The sequence below is a fragment of the Streptomyces sp. WY228 genome (assembly GCF_019287315.1).
Classification (GTDB): domain Bacteria; phylum Actinomycetota; class Actinomycetes; order Streptomycetales; family Streptomycetaceae; genus Streptomyces; species Streptomyces caviscabies.
On the sequence record NZ_CP079114.1, the window covers coordinates 2,166,324 to 2,181,690 of the forward strand.

Consider the following 15,367-nt stretch of genomic DNA (forward strand, 5'->3'; position numbering starts at 1 on the left):
CCTCGGGGCCTCAGAGGCCGCCGGCCTCGCGTCCCGCGCGCTGCCAGGGGCGGCACAGGAGCAGGAAGCAGGCCACCGCCGCCACCGCGCACACGACCTGGACGACGGCCATCGGGACGGCCGTGTCCTCCCCGGCGATGCCGACCAGCGGGGAGGCGATGGCGCCGATGAGGAACGAGGACGTGCCGAGCAGCGCGGAGGCGGAGCCCGCCGCGTGCTTGGTCCGCATCAGGGCCTGGGCGTTGGTGTTCGGCATCGCGAGGCCCATCGCCGACATCAGCACGAACAGCCCGGCCGCGACCGGCACCAGTCCGGCCTCGCCGAAGACGCCGGTCGTCATGAGCAGCAGCGCGACGGCGGCCAGCACGATCACCGCGAGGCCGAAGCCGAGCACCTTGTCGAGGCTGAACCGGCCCACGAGCAGCTTGCCGTTGATCTGCCCGACCGCGATCAGGCCGATCGAGTTGAGACCGAAGAGCAGGCTGAAGGTCTGCGGCGAGGCCCCGTAGATCTCCTGCACGACGAACGGGGACGCGGAGATGTAGGCGAAGAGGACGGCGAAGGCGAGGCCGCCCGCGATCATGTAGCCGGTGAAGACCCGGTCGGCGAGGAGCCCGCGCATGGTCCGCAGGGCGTCGGCGACGCCGCCGGTGTGGCGGTCGGCGGGCGGCAGCGTCTCGTGCAGCCACTTCCACACGACGAGGGTGAGCGCGATGCCGACGCCGGTCAGGACGACGAAGATGCCGCGCCAGTCGGTGACCCGCAGGACCTGGCCGCCGATCAGCGGCGCGATGATCGGGGCGACGCCGGAGATCAGCATCAGGGTGGAGAAGAACCGGGCCATCTCCACGCCGTCGTAGAGGTCGCGCACCACGGCCCGCGCGATGACGATGCCGGCCGCGCCCGCGAGCCCCTGGAGCAGGCGGAAGCCGATGAGGAGTTCGGCGGTGGGGGCCAGGGCGCAGATCGCGGTGGCGAGGACGTAGACGACCATGCCGAGGAGCAGCGGCTTCCGGCGGCCCCACCGGTCGCTCATCGGTCCGACGACGAGCTGGCCGAGGGCCATGCCGGCCAGGCAGGCGGTCAGGGTGAGCTGGATGGTGGCGGCGGGGGCGCTCAGCGAGTCGGTGACCGCGGGGAGTGCCGGGAGGTACATGTCCATGGACAGCGGCGGCAGTGCGGTGAGTCCGCCGAGGACCAGGGTGACCAGGAGCCCGGTGCGCCGGGCGGCCTTCGCCGCCGGGCCGGAGAGGCCGGGGGCTCCGGGGGCCTTCGGCAGGACAGGGGCTTCCGGCAGGCCTGCGGGGGCGGTGGCCTGCGGGGCCGCCGGGTCGACGGCGAGGGCGCCCGCGTCGCCGTGCGGGACGGTCGGGTCGCCGTCGGCACCCGGGCCGGTCCTGAGGTCCGCGTCGGTTCCGGGACCGGTCCCGGAGGTGGGTATGTGCGCTCGCTGGGCCCGGCTGCCGCCGCTGTCCGGCATTCTCTTCTCCACATCGTTGAATCCGCATCTATGCTCTCAGCTCGGCCGGAGTGGTCGATACCTTTTTCGGGCGGGCTGGGGTGGCGGGCATGGGTGAGACGGTGCGCTGGGGTGTTCTGGCGACGGGCGGCATAGCCGCGACGTTCACGGCGGACGTACAGAAGCTGCCCGACGCGGAGGTGGTGGCCGTCGCCTCGCGTACGGAGGCCTCGGCGCGGGCCTTCGCGGAGCGGCACGGGATCGGGCGGGCCTACGGCAGCTGGGCGGAGCTGGTCGCCGACGATGCGGTGGACGTGGTGTACGTGGCCACCCCGCACTCGGCGCACCACGCGGCGGCCGGGCTGGCGCTGCGGGCCGGAAAGCACGTGCTGTGCGAGAAGGCGTTCACGCTCAACAGCCGGGAGGCGGTGGAGCTGGTGGAGCTGGCCCGGGAGCGCGGCCTGTTCCTGATGGAGGCCATGTGGACCTACCTCAACCCGGTGGTCCGCCGGCTGACGGAGCTGGTCCGCGACGGGGCGATCGGCGAGATCCGTACCGTACAGGCGGACTTCGGCTTCGCGGGCGACTTCGCTCCGGGGCACCGGCTGCGCGATCCGGAGCTGGGCGGCGGGGCGCTGCTGGACCTCGGGGTCTATCCGGTGTCGTTCGCCCACCTGCTGCTGGGCGAGCCGGACCGGATCCAGGCCGACGCGCTGCTCTCCCCCGAGGGCGTCGACCTGAACACGGGGATGCTGCTCGGCTGGGACTCCGGCGCGAACGCGCTGCTCTCGTGCTCGATCGTCGGCCACCACCCGACGGCGGCGACCGTCATCGGCACGGCCGGGCGGATCGACATCCCGCGCGACTTCTTCCACCCGGACCACGTCGTGCTGCGGCGGGCGGGCGCGGAGCCGGAGACGATCACCTCGGGGCCCGGCCCGCAGGGGCTCTCGGGCATGCAGTACGAGGCCGCCGAGGTGATGCGCGCGGTGCGGGCGGGCGAGACCGAGTCGCCGCTCGTCCCGACGGCGGGCTCGCTCGCGGTGATGCGGACGCTCGACGCGGTGCGGGACCGCATCGGCGTCCGCTATCCGGCGGACCGCTGAGCCCGGCTACACGGGGGTGAGCCCCGGGTTCCCCGCCTCGGTGACGAAGGATGCGGCGGTGGCGAGCGGCGCTCCGGGGGTCGTGACGGCCGCCACCGTACGGAAGTCGGCGCGGGCCTCCTCGGCGCCGAGGGTGACGACGGCATAGCCGCGCCGCCCGTTGTAGTGCTTCAGGTGCGGGTTGGCGCGGGTCTGGTTCTCCCAGTTGGCGGGCCGGTCCGCGCCGTCCTTGCCACTGGAGACGGAGGTGGTGACGATCTCCGTGCCGACGGTGCGCGAGGCGGGGTCGTCGAAGTCCTTCTTGAGGTCGAAGGCGTAGGAGACGTGCACGTCTCCGGTGAGGACCATCAGGTTCTCCACCCCGGCGGCCTCGGCCCCGGCCAGGATCCGCTGCCGGGAGGCCGGGTAGCCGTCCCAGGAGTCCATCGACAGCTTGTAGGCGTCGGCGGGCACATCGCGCCGCCGGGCGAAGGTGACCTGCTGCGGGACGACGTTCCAGGTGGCGTCGGAGGCCCGCCAGCCGTCGATCAGCCAGCGTTCCTGGGTGGCCCCGGTCATGGTGCGCGCCGGGTCCTCGGACTCGGGCCCGGGGGTGCGCCAGCCGTCGCCGTACGCCTGGTCGCTGCGGTACTGGCGGGTGTCGAGGATGTCGAACTGGGCGAGCCGGCCGAAGCGGAGGCGGCGGTAGAGCGTCATGTCCGGGCCGGTGGGGCGCTGCGGGGTGCGCAGCGGCTGGTTCTCCCAGTACGCGCGGTACGCGGCGGCCCGGCGCAGCAGGAACTCCTCCGGGGGCACGTCGTTCTCCGGGATCCCGCCCGCGTAGTTGTTCTCGGTCTCGTGGTCGTCCCAGGTGACGACGAAGGGGTGGGCGGCGTGGGCGGCGCGCAGGTCCGGGTCGGACTTGTAGAGGGCGTACCGCATCCGGTAGTCCTCCAGGTTCTGCGTCTCGCGGTTGTAGTGCGCGGGCAGGGTGCGGTCGGTGTAGTTCCGGGCGCCGCCGGTGGCCGTGACGGCGTACTCGTAGAGGTAGTCGCCGAGGTGGAAGACGACGTCGACGTCCTCGGCGGCGAGGTGGCGGTGGGCGGTGAAGTACCCGTCGTGATACGCCTGGCAGGAGACGGCGGCCAGGGTGAGGGAGCTGTTGCGGGCTCCGGGGGCCGGGGCGGTGCGGGTGCGGCCGACCGGGCTGGTCCAGCCGCCGGTGCGGAAGCGGTAGTAGTAGATCCGGCCGGCGTCGAGGCCCCGGACCTCGGCGCGGACGCTGTGGGCGAACTCCGGGTGGGCGGTGACCGTTCCGCGCCGCTCGACGCGGCGGAAGCGCTCGTCGCGGGCCACCTCCCAGCGCACCGCGACCCGGGCGCCCGGCAGGCCGCCGCCCGGCTCGTAGGGGCGCGGGGCGAGCCGGGTCCAGATCAGGACGGACCCGGGGTGCGGGTCGCCGGAGGCGACGCCGAGGGTGAACGGGTCCTCGGTGATCCGTCGGGAGTCGAGTTCGGCGGCGCTCGCCGTGCCGGCGGCGGGCAGGTTCACGGCGAAGGCGAGCGCGGCGGCGGCCCCGGTGGCGGTCAGGAAGCGCCTGCGCCCCACGCCCGGTCGCAGGAAGCGGGCGGCGGCGCGGAGTTCGTTCGCTCGGGTGCTCTGATCGGGCGTCATGATGGTCTGTGCGGCTGTCATATGCCCCTCCTCAGCCCGGATGCTGTCGGGATTCATGGCAGCCACCCGCGACGACTCACCGTTGTCGCGTGCACAACATCCGCATGGCGGGTCGATGAGCACCGCGTGCCCCGTGCACGGATCTGTCCCGTACGCTGCCGGGCCATGAACACCGAGCAGACAGCACAGACCGAGCAGGCCCGGCGGACCCGGCGGAAGGTCGCCGTCGTCACGGGCGCGGGATCGGGGATCGGGCGGGCCGTCGCGCTCGCCCTCGCGCAGGCGGGCTGGTCGCTCGCGCTGGCGGGCCGGCGGGCCGAGCCGCTGGCGGAGACGGCGGCCGCCGCCGGGGACACCGAGGCGCTGTGCGTCACCACGGACGTGACGGATGCCGACGAGGTCGCCGCGCTCTTCACCGCCGTACGGGACCGGTTCGGCCGGCTGGACCTGCTGTTCAACAACGCGGGCACGTTCGGCCCCGGCGGCGTACCGCTGGAGGAGCTCGCCGCCGAGGACTGGCGGGCGGTGGTGGACGTGAACCTGACGGGCGCGTTCCTGTGCGCGCAGGCGGCGTACCGGCTGATGAAGGAGCAGGACCCGCAGGGCGGCCGGATCATCAACAACGGTTCGATCTCCGCCCACGCGCCGCGCCCTCACTCGATCGCGTACACCGCGACCAAGCACGCGATCACCGGGCTGACGAAGTCGCTGTCGCTGGACGGCCGCCCCTACCGGATCGCCTGCGGACAGATCGACATCGGCAACGCCGCGACGGAGATGACCGAGCGGATGCGGACCGGGATCCTCCAGGCCAACGGGGAGCTGGCGGTGGAGCCGGTGATGGACGCGGCCGACGTGGCGCGGACGGTGGTGCACATGGCGGAGCTGCCGCTGGAGGCGAACATCCCGTTCGTCACGGTCCTGGCGACGAACATGCCGTACGTCGGACGAGGCTGAGCCCGAACGCGACCGCACTCGGCCGAACACGGCTCGAACTGGCCACTTACTGACCGGATTTGCCAATTTCTCTCACTATGAGGGAGCAAGCGCGTGCTGTCCGTATGATCGCATCCTGTTACGCCTTCACCAGAACGACACAGAAGGAACACCGCATGCGCATACGCACCGCTGCGCCGATCGCCCTGGCCGCCGCCACCGCACTGGCCGGCTCGCTCCTCGCCACGGCGGCCCCGGCCACGGCGGCCGCCCACCAGGGCGGGCTGCACTTCGGGACGGTTCAGTACGACGGCCCCGGCAAGGACGACCGGTCGAAGAAGTCGCTGAACGCCGAGTGGGTGAACATCCACAACAACAGCAAGAAGAAGGTCCAGCTCAAGGGCTTCAAGGTGAAGGACAACACCGGCTACACCTACACCTTCGGCAGCTACAGCATCGGCGCGGGCAAGACCGTCAAGCTCCGCACCGGCAAGGGCAAGAACGTCTCGGGCACCGTGCACTGGAACCGGGGCTCGTACGTCTGGAACAACACCGGCGACAAGGCCCGGCTGATCAAGCCGAACGGAAAGCTCCAGGACTCCTGCTCCTGGAAGAAGTCCACGAAGGCGAACAAGGGCGTCAAGAACTGCCACTGACGCACCCGAGGAGAGCCGGTCGCGGAACGGGGGGCCGCGACCGGCCCGTGCGCGTGCCGTACCGGGAATGCGGGGCGCGGCGGCACGGTTGGAGTGGTGCATGACACGTGATCACGGGCCCGAGGTCCTGCGCTACACCGCCTTCTCCGCCGACCCGGCGGGCGGGAACCCCGCCGGTGTCGTCCTGGACGCCTCCGGTCTCGACGCGGAGCGGATGCTCGCCGTCGCGGCGGAGGTGGGCTACAGCGAGTCGGCGTTCCTGACGGAGCGGACCGGCGAAGGCGCGTACACGATCCGCTACTTCAGCCCGAAGGCCGAGGTGCCCTTCTGCGGCCACGCCACGGTCGCCACGGCGCTCGCACTGGCGGAGCGGGACGGTCCCGGCGAGCTGGAGTTCGCCACGGCCGCGGGTACGGTGCCGGTCACCGTCGTCCGCGAGAACGGTGAGCTCCGCGCCACCCTGACCAGCGTGGCCCCGCGGGTCGAGGAGGCCGAAGCGGCGGACCTGGCGGAGGCGCTGGCGGCCCTGGACTGGGCGGCCGCCGATCTCGACCCGGCCCTGCCGCCCCGGATCTCCTACGCGGGCGCCCGGCACCTGGTGCTGGCCGCCGCCACCCGGGAGCGGCTGGCGGACCTGGACTACGACTTCGCGCGGCTCGAAGCGCTGATGCACCGGCTGGACCTGACCACCCTGCAACTGGTGTGGCGCGAGGGGCCCGAGGTCTTCCACGTCCGCGATCCGTTCCCGGTGGGCGGGGTCGTGGAGGACCCGGCGACGGGCGCGGCCGCGGCGGCCTTCGGCGCGTACGCGCGCGAGCTCGGGGCCGTACCGGAGGCGGCGGTGCTGACGCTGCACCAGGGGGCGGACATGGGCCGCCCCGGCACGCTCACCGTCGAACTGCGCGCGGACGACGCCCGGGTCCGGGTCAGCGGAACGGGCACCAGGATCGGCTGACCGGCGCGCCGCCGCCGCACGGGGGGCCACAGCTCAGCGGCCGGCGAACCCCTGAGCCCCGGCGGGCTCTTCGGCCCCGGCGGACTCCTTGGCCGGGGAGACGTGGGTGAACCAGCGCTCGGTCTCCTCCGGTTCGAGGGCGCGCTCCAGGACGGCGTCGCCGCGCATCCCGGGGAAGAAGCGCCCGGCCGGCCAGGACAGCCGGACGGACGGCTCGTCCAGGACCAGCAGCCGGACGCCGTCGACGACCGGGATGCCGGCCGGAGCGCCCTCGTTCCCGATCGGAGTGCCGTCCGGGGCCGCCAGGTCGAAGGAGCCCACGGTCTCCACCTGCCCGGGGGTCTCCCGGCAGACGGCCGCCTCCTGCGGCGACGGCGCGTGGCCCTCGACATGGCCGCCGCCTATGAGCGCGTCGGCGAGCAGGGTGTGCAGCTGGAAGTTGTCGCCGATGCCGGAGATCCGCAGGAAGTACCCGGTGCCGCTCGCCCGGTGGAGGGCCACGAGCGGTTCCTCGTCCAGCACCAGGAGGGCATGGGCGAGCGACCTGAACTCCTGGCCGGACGCCCGCGCCACGGTGGTGAGCAGACGCAGCAGCTCATGCCGGGGGGCGAGCCGGGCGCGCACCGCGCGGTGGTTGAGCAGGGCGACGGCCGCCATCTCCCACTGGCGGAGCGTCCACCAGCCGAGCGCCGCGTCGAGGCCCGCACGCTCGACGACGTCCTCGCCCGGTTCGCCGTCGCGCGGTACGGGAAAGGCTCCGCCGCCGGTCGCGGCCCACGCGTCGGCGAACGCCACGGCCTCCTCCAGCGCCGACCGCAACCCGGCGAGGACGCCCGGCGCGCAGCGCTCGGCGTCCGCACCGCGCTCGACACAGGCACCCACGAGGACGGCGACGACGGCACGGGGGCCGGGCGGCACCCGGTCCAGTACGGCGGCGAGCCGCGGCCCGCCGTCCAGCACCTCCGACTCCTTGGCCTGGCCGTAGGTCTCCTGCAGCCGGAGGAACGCCTTGCCGGACCGCTTGGCGTCCTGCGCGACGGAGGCGGCCTCGAAGTCCGCGACCGCGCCTCCGAACCCGGATCTGCCGAATATCATTCCAGCACTTTATCGACGTACCGCCGGGCACCACGAAGCCGGTCGCCCACCGGACTTCCCGGGCTCACCGCAGCGGCTTCCCGCACGCGCCACCAAGGCCGCCCAGGCTCACCGCCGAGACTCCCCCGGCCCCCTCAGCGGACGAAGACCCCCGCCCGCGCGGCGGCGACCGCCGCGTCGGCGGCCCGGTCGGCCGCCGCCTCGTCCAGCGGGGCGCCACTGGCCAGCAGCCGGTAGTACAGCGGCGCCGACACCGCCGCGATCACCTCGCCCGGGTCCGTGCCCACCGGCAGTTCACCGCGGCCGACGGCCTCCTCGACGCACCCCGACCACTCCTCGATCCGCACCGCGTAGAAGCGGTGCAGGGCATCGGCGGTGCGCGGGTCGCAGGTGGCGGCGGCGATCACGGCCGCGAAGAGGGCGCCCTGCCGGGGATCGGTGAGCGTACGGACCACGAGGCGGGCGTTGGCCCGGAGGTCCTCGGCCAGCGACCCGGTCTCCGCGCGCGGCAGCGACTGCTCCGCCATGTCCGAGAGCAGATCGGCCACCAGCCCGGCGGGGGCGGACCAGCGCCGGTAGACGGTCGTCTTGCCGACCTCGGCCCGCCGGGCGACATCGGCCAGGTCGAGCCCGTCGAAGCCGTGCTCGACCAGCGCGTCGCCGGTCGCCCGCAGCACCGCCTCCCGCACCCGGGCGGTACGGCCGCCGGGGCGCACCGTACCGGGCTCCACGCCGTCGGCGGCGGGACCATCAGACGTCATAACGGGTCTCCAGTTCCATTAAAGCCACCCCTCCTGTTACGGTGACGCCACCAGCTTAACGGAACCACAGGACCGTTAACGCTTCTCCCGTCCAGGAACGCCCAGAAACAGAAGCAGAACAGAAACAGGAGGCGCCCCGCCATGCCCACACCGTGCACCGCTCCCGGTACCACCACCACTACCGCACCCACTGGGCCGACGACGGCCGGCCCGGAGCCCGCCGGCCCCCGCATGACCGGCCGTCAGAAGCTCGTACTGGCGCTGCTGCTCGGCTCCCAGTTCATGATCGCGGTGGACTTCTCGATCCTGAACGTGGCGCTGCCCGTCGTCGGGGAAGGGCTCGGCTTCTCGCTCGCCCACCTCCAGTGGATCGCCACGTCCTTCGCGCTCGCGGCAGCCGGATTCACGCTGCTCTTCGGACGCGTCGCCGATCTCGTGGGCCGCAAGAACCTGTTCATCGGCGGCATGGCCGTCCTCGGCCTCTCCTCCGCGCTCGGCGGCCTCGCCGGCTCGCCCGAGGTCCTGCTCACCGCGCGCGTGCTCCAGGGCCTGGCCACCGCGGCCGTCACCCCCGCCGGACTCGCGCTGCTGACCACCGCGTTCAAGGAGGGACCGCTGCGCGAACGCGCGCTCGGGCTGAACGGGGCCCTGATGTCGGCCGGGTTCACCGCCGGAGCGATCCTCGGCGGCCTGCTGACCGACCTGCTCTCCTGGCGGTGGGCCTTCTTCATCAACGTACCGGTAGCGGCCCTGGTCCTGGCCCTGGCCCCGTCCGTGATCACCGACTCGCGGCCGGAGCGGCGCCCCCGGCTGGACGTGCCCGGCGCGGTCACCGTCACCGGCGGGCTGCTGCTGCTCGTCCTCGGGCTCACCCGGGCCGGCGAGACCGGCTGGACCACCCCCGCCACGCTGGCGGCCCTGGCCGCCGGAGCCGTCCTCCTCGCCGCCTTCGTCCGCATCGAGCAGCGGGCCGCGGCCCCGCTCGTCCCGACGCACATCCTCGGGCGGCGCAGCGTCGTCTGGGGCAACACCGCCGGGTTGATCGCCTTCGCCACCGAGACCTCGCTGGTGTTCCTGCTCACGCTCTACCTCCAGGAGGTCCTCGACTACTCCGCGCTGGCCACCGGCCTCGCGTTCGGCGTGCTGGGCATCGGCACGGTCGTCGGCGGGCTGCTCGGCGGACGGGCGGTGGGCCGCTTCGGCAACCGCCGCGCCATCGTGCTGGGCGGCGCCGTGCAGGCCGCGGCCACCCTCGCCCTGGTGGCCCTCGGCACCTCCGGGGCCTGGATCTGGCTGCTGCTGGCCGCCACCTTCGTCGGCGGCGTGGGCAACATGCTGATGATCGTCGGCTTCATGGTCACGGCCACCTCGGGCCTGCCGGACGCGGAACAGGGGCGGGCCACCGGACTGGCGACGATGACGCAGCAGGTCGGCATCGCCCTCGGCATCCCGGTGATGAGCGCGGTCGTCACCGCCGGCACCGGGGCGGCGACCGGGCCGGAAGCGGTCCTGTCCGGGGTCTCCACGGCCATCCTCGTGAACTCGGCCCTGGTCCTGGCCGGAGCCCTGCTCGCCGGGTACTTCCTGACAGACGAGGGCCGCGGGCCGAAGGACGCGTGAGCGGTACCGGTACGTGGGCGGGGCGGCCTCCCCGGGGGCGGAACGGGATCGACGGCGGGAGGATACGGACATGGCTGCCCCCAAGCCCGGCCCCGGCGCCAACCCTGATCCCGGCGCCGCCCCCGACTCCGGTCCCGACCCTGCCTCTGGCCCAGACTCTGGCCCCGGTCCCGACCCCGCACCCACCCCCGGTCCCGATCCGCTGACCGTCCCGAGCATGTCCGCGGGCCCCGACTTCGTCCTGCGCCCCTGGGAGATGAGCGACCTCACGCTGGTCCGCGAGGCCTCGCTCGACCCGTACATCCCGCTCATCACGACCATCCCGGCCCGCTACTCGAACGCGGCCGCCGAGGCGTTCGTCCGCAGGCAGTGGGCGCGCGCCGCCACCGGTACCGGGTACCCGTTCGCCATCGTCCGCTCCCGGGACCGGCGCCCGGTCGGCGCGATCGGACTGTGGCTGCGCGATCTGCCGGAGGGCCGCGCCTCCCTCGGCTACTGGCTCACCGCGTCCGCCCGGGGCCAGGGCGTCGCCCGCGCCGCGCTGCGTACGGTGACGGGCTGGGCACTGCGCGACCTCGGCGTCCCGCGCCTCCAGCTCTTCGTCGAACCGTGGAACACCGCCTCCGCACAGGTCGCCGAGGATGTCGGCTTCCGGCGGGAGGGGCTGCTGCGCGGCTGGCAGCAGGTGGGCGACGAGCGACGGGACATGACCGTGTACGCGCTGCTGAACACCGACGGGCCCGCAGATGACCGGGCGGCGACCGCGAACTGAACAGCGAGGCGTTACGATCGCGGGCACCGCTGCCGACCAGCAGCCGACGACCGGCAGCCGAGCCCAGGAGTACCGACCTTGTCCGCACCGTCCGCACCCCGTATCGGCGTATCCATCGTGACCATGGGGGACCGCCCGCAGGCGGTCGAGGCGCTGCTGGCGTCGGTCGCCATGCAGGACGTCCGGCCCACCCGGCTCGTGATCATCGGCAACGGCACGCAGCTCCCGGACTACTCCTCCACGCCCGGCCTGGAGAACCTCGACGGCGGGGTGACCACCATCGAGCTGCCGGAGAACCTCGGCTGCCCGGGCGGCCGGAACGAGGGGCTGCGCAGGCTCGCCGAGATCGGCGACGTGGACGTGGTGATCGAGCTGGACGACGACGGGCTGCTGGTCGACAAGGACGTCTTCCGGCGGGTACGGGACCACTTCGCGGCCGACGACCGGCTCGGCATCGTCGGCTTCCGGATCGCGGACGAGCTCGGCGAGACGCAGCGCCGCCATGTGCCGCGGCTGCGGGCGGGCGACCCGATGCGCGGCGGCGAGGTCACCGCGTTCCTCGGCGGCGGCCACGCGTTCTCCATGAAGATGCTGGAGCAGACCGGCCTGTGGCCCGCGGAGTTCTTCTTCACCCACGAGGAGACCGACCTCGCCTGGCGCGCGCTCGACGCGGGCTGGAAGGTGCTGTACGAGCCCGAGCTGCTGCTCCAGCACCCGAAGACGTCCCCGGCCCGGCACGCGGTCTACTACCGGATGACGGCCCGCAACCGCGTCTGGCTCGCCCGCCGCAACCTGCCCCTCCCCCTGGTCCCCGCCTACCTCGGCACCTGGACCCTGCTCACGCTGGCCCGCACCCGCGACCCGAAGGGCCTGCGCGCCTGGGCGGGCGGCTTCGCCGAGGGCGTCCGCACCCCGTGCGGCGAGCGCAGCCCGATGCGCTGGTCCACGGTGTGGCAGATGACGCGGCTGGGCCGCCCGCCGGTCATCTGACCTGCGGCCCGGTGGTCCTACGGCGTCCAGCGGTAGAACACATCGGGCTCGTTCTCCTCGTTGCGGCCGCCGTCGTCGAACGCGACGGCGGTGAACCCGTGCCGCTCGTAGAAGGCGCGGGCGGCGGCGTTGCGCCGGAACACATAGAGGCCGATCGACCCGTCCACCGCCCCGCGCACCTCCGCCAGCAGCCGGCTCCCGATCCCGCGCCGCAACGAGTCGGGCCGCAGATAGAGCTGATCGAGCTCGTCGCCCCCGGCCAGCACGGCGAACCCCAGCACCTCGCCGCCCGCGTCTTCGGCCACCCACACCGCGGTGCTGGTGGGCAGCACGACATGGGTGATCCACGCGCGGGTGTCCTCGTCGCCGTGGATCCGGGGCAGCCAGGGCATGGCGGCGGCACGGGAGGCCAGAAACACCTCCGTCACGGCTTCCGCGTCCCGCCCGGTCGCCCGGCGAATCCGCACCGCGCCCGCCGCCCCGGCCCCGCCCACGTACCCGCTCTCCGCCACCCGCGCCACTCCCGTCTCAGGGCCCGTACGCCCCCGCCCGTGCGGGCGGGGCACCATGGCCGCGGGCAGCAGACCACGCCAAGGTGTCGGCGCGCAGGTGAAATACCGGTGCCGACGGAAGAGCAGTAGCAGCCGCGCCCGGACTCACGGCCCGTCACGCGGATGACCGGATCATGGGACTCAGCCACCCCGCCAGGACCTCGGACAGGCCACAATGGAAGGGCTTCCACATCCGTCGCGAGGGAAAGCCGGTGTCCATGGCTGAGGAGCTGCCGCGTCGGCACACCACGCTCGACGAGGTGGCCGCACTGGCCGGAGTGTCGCGGTCGGTGGCTTCCCGGGTGATCAACCACGCTCCCCATGTCAGCCGGGCCAAGCGCGAGTCCGTGGAAAGGGCGATCAGGAAGCTCGGCTACGTCCCCGACCTGAAGGCACGTGCCCTGGCCACGCGTCAGGCGGGTGCGGCCGCGCTGGTCATCTCGCGGGACGACCCGGAGGTGCTGACGGACCCGTTCTTCGGTCAGGTCATCGCCGGAGTGGCCGGCGCCCTGGAGGAGGCCGACCTGAACCTGATGCTGTGCGTGGCCGCCACCCCGCGCGGCCGGGAGCGAGTGGAACGGCTCGTGCGCTCCCGGGCCGTCGACGGGGTGATGCTGACGGCGTCGCACGAGGACGACCCCTTGGCCCGGATCGCCAAGGAGAGCCCGCTGCCGGTGGTCTTCGGCGGGCGCCCGGTGGACTTCGAACCGCGCTGGTACGTGGACATCGACAACGTCGGCGGCGCGCGGGAGGCGACCGACCACCTGCTCGCACGGGGGCGGACCCGGGTGGTCACGATCTGCGGGCCGCTGGACACCGAGGTGGCGAGATCCCGGCATCGTGGCTACCGGGAAGCGATGACGCTCGCCGGTCTGCCGCCTCGCCCGCCCGAGGAGGGGGACTTCTCCGAAGCCGCCGGAGCCGCCGCCATGGCCCGGTTGCTGGAAGCGCATCCGGATCTGGACGGGGTGTTCGCGGCCAACGACAACATGGCGGCGGGCGCGCTGCGCGCGTTGCGCGGAGCCGGCCGGTCGGTGCCCGGGGACGTGGCCGTGGTGGGGTTCGACGACCTCGCCGTCGCACAGGTCACGGAGCCCGCGCTCACCACGATCCACCAGCCGATCCGGGGGCTCGGGCGCGAGATGGCCCGGATGCTGGTCGGGCTCATCGCGGGCCACACCTCCGGCCCGCTGATCCTGCCCACCCGTCTGGTGAAGCGCTCCAGTACCTGACGGGCGCCGACCCCGCCGCCACCGGCCGGTACCGGCGGTGGGCTGTCGGCTGTCGGCTGCCGCGCACCGAAACCGGGAGCGCTTCCAGCCTGACCGAGCACGCCCTATCGCTTGTCGCCCTCATCATGCGCTGCTACTTTCTGGAAGCGCTCCCAGTTTCTCCGCACCACAGGCGTCCCTCCCCCCGCACAGTCGTGCCGTCAGCGGACGCCGAGCCTGTCCCGCACATGGGTTTCACGGCACTAGGAGGCCGAGATGCACTCCCCCACGACATCGCGTCGGTTCCGCACACCTCGCTGGCTGCTCGCACCGCTCGCCGCCCTCGCGCTGGTCCTCTCCCCGCTGACCGGCCCCGCGTACGCCGTCGGCGGCAGCTTCACCGACAACTTCGACTTCCACGACACCGGCCGCTGGAGCAAGGCCGACGGCTGGTCCAACGGAGACATGTTCAACGTCGGCTGGCGCGCCGACCACACCTGGTTCAACGGCGGCGTCATGGGCCAGAACCTCGACGTCGCGACCTGCCCCTCCGGCTGCTCGGGCAAGCCCTACGCCTCCGGCGAGTACCGCACCAACGACCTGTATTCGTACGGCCGCTTCGAGGCCCGGCTCCAGGCGGTCAAGCGCGAAGGCGTCGTGACCGGGTTCTTCACCTACACCGGCCCGAGCGACGGTCAGCCCTGGGACGAGATCGACGTCGAGATCCTCGGCAAGAACACCACCCAGATGCAGACCAACTACTTCACCAACGGTGTCGGCGGCCACGAGACCGTGATCGACCTCGGGTTCGACGCCTCCGCCGGGTATCACGACTACGCCATCGAGTGGTGGAACCAGGGCACGATCAACTGGTTCGTGGACGGTCGGCTCGTCCACCAGGAGAACGGCTCCCGCGGCCCGCTCCCCACCCGCCCGATGCGCATCATGACCAACCTGTGGCCGGGGATCGGGGTCGACGACTGGCTCGGCCGGTTCACCTATCCGGGCACTCCGCTGACCGCCCGCTACGACTGGATCAAGTACACGAAGTACTGATGCCGGCGAAGAAAGCGAGAACGTAAGAAAGCCAGGGAGCCAGGAAAGAGCCCCTGGCCGGCTCGACGCCGGTCAGGGGCTCCAGGGGCTCTTGGGGGCAGACGAGCCGTGCTGTACGCCGGGTTCTGTCTCACGGTCGCCTCGCGGCGGCCGTGGAGACGGCCATCCATCTAGGACCGGCATTGCTGCCGGCCTCGTGCGGTCTACCCGTGAACTCGGGCGAGCAGCCCTCGGACGTTCACGCAGGGCCGTCCCGTTTCCGGCACGGCCCCTCTTGACCTTGCTCCGGGTGGGGTTTACCTAGCCGCCTGAGTCACCTCAGGCGCTGGTGGTCTCTTACACCACCGTTTCACCCTTACCCGCGACCGAAGTCCCGGGCGGTCTGTTTTCTGTGGCACTGTCCCGCGGGTCACCCCGGGTGGCCGTTAGCCACCACCCTGCTCTGTGGAGCCCGGACGTTCCTCGGGAGGATCCGGGGATCCTCACGCGGCCGTCCGCACGACTCGTCTGCCGTGATCGCCATCCTACCGGGCCCTACGGGCGGCC

At 72.8% G+C, this 15,367-nt stretch carries 14 protein-coding genes and 1 other RNA gene; 9 read left to right on the top strand and 6 right to left on the bottom strand.

Going from position 1 to position 15,367, the window contains the following annotated elements:
• Positions 1–10: 10 nt before the first annotated feature.
• A complete protein-coding gene (locus KV381_RS09300) occupies positions 11–1,480 on the bottom strand; it encodes a multidrug effflux MFS transporter (protein ID WP_218785043.1) in 1,470 nt (489 codons plus the stop codon).
• 89 nt (positions 1,481–1,569) lie between these two features.
• Between KV381_RS09300 and KV381_RS09305 the strand changes: the two genes are divergently transcribed.
• Positions 1,570–2,565 (top strand): Gfo/Idh/MocA family protein, encoded by a 996-nt coding sequence (locus KV381_RS09305; RefSeq protein ID WP_030622445.1) that lies wholly within the window; start codon positions 1,570–1,572, stop codon positions 2,563–2,565.
• Between the two features lie 6 nt (positions 2,566–2,571).
• On the opposite strand, the gene KV381_RS09310 is transcribed toward KV381_RS09305, so the two are convergent.
• Positions 2,572–4,239: an alkaline phosphatase gene (locus KV381_RS09310; protein WP_218785044.1), complete on the bottom strand. Its 1,668-nt coding sequence runs from the start codon at positions 4,237–4,239 to the stop codon at positions 2,572–2,574.
• 144 nt (positions 4,240–4,383) lie between these two features.
• Between KV381_RS09310 and KV381_RS09315 the strand changes: the two genes are divergently transcribed.
• The 3 genes from KV381_RS09315 (at position 4,384) to KV381_RS09325 (ending at position 6,765) form a co-directional block, all read left to right on the top strand.
• Complete coding sequence (locus tag KV381_RS09315) at positions 4,384–5,175, top strand: SDR family oxidoreductase (protein ID WP_030080939.1); 792 nt, start codon at positions 4,384–4,386, stop codon at positions 5,173–5,175.
• A 155-nt stretch (positions 5,176–5,330) separates the two neighbouring features.
• The gene (locus KV381_RS09320; RefSeq protein ID WP_030080941.1) at positions 5,331–5,810 is read left to right on the top strand and encodes a lamin tail domain-containing protein; all 480 of its coding nucleotides are present in this window, start codon (positions 5,331–5,333) and stop codon (positions 5,808–5,810) included.
• Between the two features lie 100 nt (positions 5,811–5,910).
• Positions 5,911–6,765 (top strand): PhzF family phenazine biosynthesis protein, encoded by an 855-nt coding sequence (locus KV381_RS09325; protein ID WP_030622440.1) that lies wholly within the window; start codon positions 5,911–5,913, stop codon positions 6,763–6,765.
• Between the two features lie 33 nt (positions 6,766–6,798).
• Here KV381_RS09325 and KV381_RS09330 read toward each other — a convergent pair whose 3' ends face one another.
• The gene (locus tag KV381_RS09330) at positions 6,799–7,860 is read right to left on the bottom strand and encodes a hypothetical protein (RefSeq protein WP_103538159.1); all 1,062 of its coding nucleotides are present in this window, start codon (positions 7,858–7,860) and stop codon (positions 6,799–6,801) included.
• 134 nt (positions 7,861–7,994) lie between these two features.
• Positions 7,995–8,621, bottom strand: coding sequence for a TetR/AcrR family transcriptional regulator (locus KV381_RS09335; protein WP_103538158.1), 627 nt, complete (start codon positions 8,619–8,621; stop codon positions 7,995–7,997).
• Between the two features lie 231 nt (positions 8,622–8,852).
• Between KV381_RS09335 and KV381_RS09340 the strand changes: the two genes are divergently transcribed.
• From KV381_RS09340 to KV381_RS09350, 3 genes are all read left to right on the top strand, one after another.
• Entirely contained in the window at positions 8,853–10,241 is a 1,389-nt protein-coding gene (locus KV381_RS09340) for an MFS transporter (protein WP_103538157.1), read from the top strand.
• Positions 10,242–10,458: 217 nt separating this feature from the next.
• Positions 10,459–11,013, top strand: a complete 555-nt coding sequence (locus KV381_RS09345; protein ID WP_256995031.1) for a GNAT family N-acetyltransferase — start codon at positions 10,459–10,461, stop codon at positions 11,011–11,013.
• Positions 11,014–11,091: 78 nt separating this feature from the next.
• A complete protein-coding gene (locus KV381_RS09350) occupies positions 11,092–12,003 on the top strand; it encodes a glycosyltransferase family 2 protein (RefSeq protein WP_030080954.1) in 912 nt (303 codons plus the stop codon).
• 17 nt (positions 12,004–12,020) lie between these two features.
• Here KV381_RS09350 and KV381_RS09355 read toward each other — a convergent pair whose 3' ends face one another.
• Positions 12,021–12,515: a GNAT family N-acetyltransferase gene (locus KV381_RS09355; protein WP_256995032.1), complete on the bottom strand. Its 495-nt coding sequence runs from the start codon at positions 12,513–12,515 to the stop codon at positions 12,021–12,023.
• Between the two features lie 257 nt (positions 12,516–12,772).
• Here KV381_RS09355 and KV381_RS09360 point away from each other — a divergent pair, with 257 nt between their 5' ends.
• Complete coding sequence (locus KV381_RS09360; protein WP_218785045.1) at positions 12,773–13,786, top strand: LacI family DNA-binding transcriptional regulator; 1,014 nt, start codon at positions 12,773–12,775, stop codon at positions 13,784–13,786.
• 255 nt (positions 13,787–14,041) lie between these two features.
• Entirely contained in the window at positions 14,042–14,821 is a 780-nt protein-coding gene (locus KV381_RS09365) for a glycoside hydrolase family 16 protein (RefSeq protein ID WP_098026346.1), read from the top strand.
• Between the two features lie 98 nt (positions 14,822–14,919).
• Here the strand turns inward: KV381_RS09365 and rnpB are convergent.
• Positions 14,920–15,327, bottom strand: an RNA gene (gene rnpB / locus KV381_RS09370) — RNase P RNA component class A.
• Between the last annotated feature and the right edge of the window lie 40 nt (positions 15,328–15,367).